The organism is Acinetobacter sp. MF4642, assembly GCF_002018925.1.
In the GTDB taxonomy this organism is placed as follows: domain Bacteria; phylum Pseudomonadota; class Gammaproteobacteria; order Pseudomonadales; family Moraxellaceae; genus Acinetobacter; species Acinetobacter johnsonii.
In genome coordinates this window covers 1-2,233 of sequence record NZ_MVON01000069.1, presented here as the reverse complement: position 1 = coordinate 2,233, position 2,233 = coordinate 1, and the positions used below count along the sequence as shown (strand labels likewise).

Genomic DNA, 2,233 nt, shown 5'->3' with positions numbered 1-2,233 from the left:
CCTGCCGCCAGCGTTCAATCTGAGCCATGATCAAACTCTTCAGTTAAAAATCATTAGTAGCTTATGGCTACAAATCTTGGCTCATCAATTTTCTGACAAATATTTCTCAAATAAACTTCGAGTAATTCTTACCATCAATCAATGAAATATTTTCGATCGATCAATCAGTAAAAATCCACACAAGTTGTTCTTCATAATCTCTTAATGATCTTCTTACTGATTCGTCATCAGCAAGGCCTTCGCTTCAAGTTATTCACTGCATTGCGTTGGTATGCTGCGTATTCTATACAGATTTATTTGCAGCGCAAGTCATTTCATACAAATAGCTCCAAAAAACCATTTGATTGATTATTTTTAAATCAAAACACTTGATTTTGATTAAACCATGTACAATATTGTCGACTTATTCACTATATAAATGCGCTATCCAAATAATAAAAACAGCTAATGCTGTTTTTATTTAGACTATGTAAAAGCTACTGTGCTTGTTCAGCCAGCCAAGCCATAAACGCTTGTCGTTCAGTTTTAGATGCACTTTTCCAAGTATTAATTAATTGTTGAGCGTTGCTAGGGCTTGGTAGATCTTTTTGTTTCTCTGTCCCAGCTTTAGCCACAACAGCTTGTGATGTATAGACCGGTGCAGGCTGTACCACTATCGTTGCTTTTTGAGTTAAATCGGTTGGTGCGTCGCTAAATAAATTTTGAAGAATGCCTGCATTTTGAGTTTTACTGCCCTTTTGCTCAACCAGTAACTGATTCTTGGCATTGTAGAGACCAAAAATCGGCTGCTTAGCATAAGCCTTGGCATCATCATGGTTTTGCGGAGGACTGATCAGTGCCAAACGGTAAGACTGTTGGTCTTGTAAAATTGGGGTCTTAATATTCACAATCCCTGAGCGAACGATATCGTGTGAGCCAATACCTGGATGCTCTTCAAAAAACTGGGTATAGCGAACACTGATAATATTCTCACCTGCATCAATATTATATTTATTGTCAGAACTGAATAAACGACTCTTAACCTCTTGCCCATTTAAGCCTTCAATTTTTATTTCCTCTGGGGCAGTAATAGTCACTGCTGAAAATACTGAAGTACTCAACATCAATGCTGCTGTTACAAGGGTTATGCGTAAGGTCATTTTTACACTCTATCGATGGTTTATTAAAGTTTAGTTGCACTATGCAGTGTATAAATGACAATTTTATGACAATTTCTGAGCTTAGAACCAACTCGCAACTACAATATATATTGCTAAGCTTTGATATTTTAAAGATAAATCCCTAAACAAAAAAAGAGCAGATCAACTCTGCTCTTTTTCATTTTAATGACTAGCTATTAATTAAATGTTTTAAAGCGATCCACTTCCGCCATAAATGTTTTCTCACCTGCAGGTGCTTCAATCGAACCAAAAACAAGTTGAGCACGGAGTTTCCAATTTGCGGGGATATCGAAGATCTCTGTAATCTCAGCATCTACGATTGGATTGTAGTGCTGTAATGACGCACCAATATTTTGTTCAGATAACGCAGTCCATACGGCAAATTGAGCAATTGCAGAAGAATGTTCAGACCACACTGGGAAATTATCTGCATAAAGCGCAAATTGTTCCTGCAATGATTTTACAACATCTTGGTCTTCGTAAAATAAAACAGTGCCATAACCCGCAGCAAAGCTATTAATTTTGGTATTTGTACCTTCAAAAGCAGCTTCTGGAACAATTTTACGTAAAGTTTCACGCACGATATTCCAAAACTGTAAATGCGACTCACCAAACAAAGTCACTATACGGGAAGTCTGTGAGTTAAATGCAGACGGACTGTGATTTACCGCTTCTTTAATTACAGATTCAATTTGTTCTGGTGTTAATGCAACATTTTTACCAACAGCGTAAATGGTACGACGTTGTTTGATGTGGTCTAAAAATGACATGTTATTTTCCTCAGCGATCTCACGATCTTGTTATATGCAGATTCATATTCATCATAGCTATTATTTTGAATTTGAACATGCTTAATTCAGCGACATAGTGTCTTAAAAATAGAACAATATGCCATAACATTACAAAACTTGATCTAGAAACCACTAAAGATAATTCCGTGTCATTATGAACCGTACCGAGATTGTAGGAGACACATTTTCTTGAGAGAATGTCGCTATGACAAGATTAAAATACACCGCAGAAATCAAAGAACGAGCAGTACGTTTGCTGCTTGAATCTGAACAAGATTATCC

At 36.7% G+C, this 2,233-nt stretch carries 2 protein-coding genes; both read right to left on the bottom strand.

Annotation, left to right across the window (positions count from 1 at the left end):
• Nucleotides 1-476: 476 nt before the first annotated feature.
• On the bottom strand, nt 477-1,139 hold the full coding sequence (locus MF4642_RS16385; protein WP_004697090.1) for a DUF2057 family protein: 663 nt from the start codon (nt 1,137-1,139) through the stop codon (nt 477-479).
• 197 nt (nt 1,140-1,336) lie between these two features.
• Nucleotides 1,337-1,930 (bottom strand): nitroreductase family protein, encoded by a 594-nt coding sequence (locus tag MF4642_RS16380; protein ID WP_078426867.1) that lies wholly within the window; start codon nt 1,928-1,930, stop codon nt 1,337-1,339.
• Nucleotides 1,931-2,233 lie beyond the last annotated feature (303 nt).

Excerpts from the sequence above, each read along its gene's own strand:
- MF4642_RS16385 (WP_004697090.1), bottom strand. The coding sequence starts at position 1,139 with ATGACCTTACGCATAACCCTTGTAACAGCAGCATTGATGTTGAGTACT.
- MF4642_RS16380 (WP_078426867.1), bottom strand. The coding sequence starts at position 1,930 with ATGTCATTTTTAGACCACATCAAACAACGTCGTACCATTTACGCTGTT.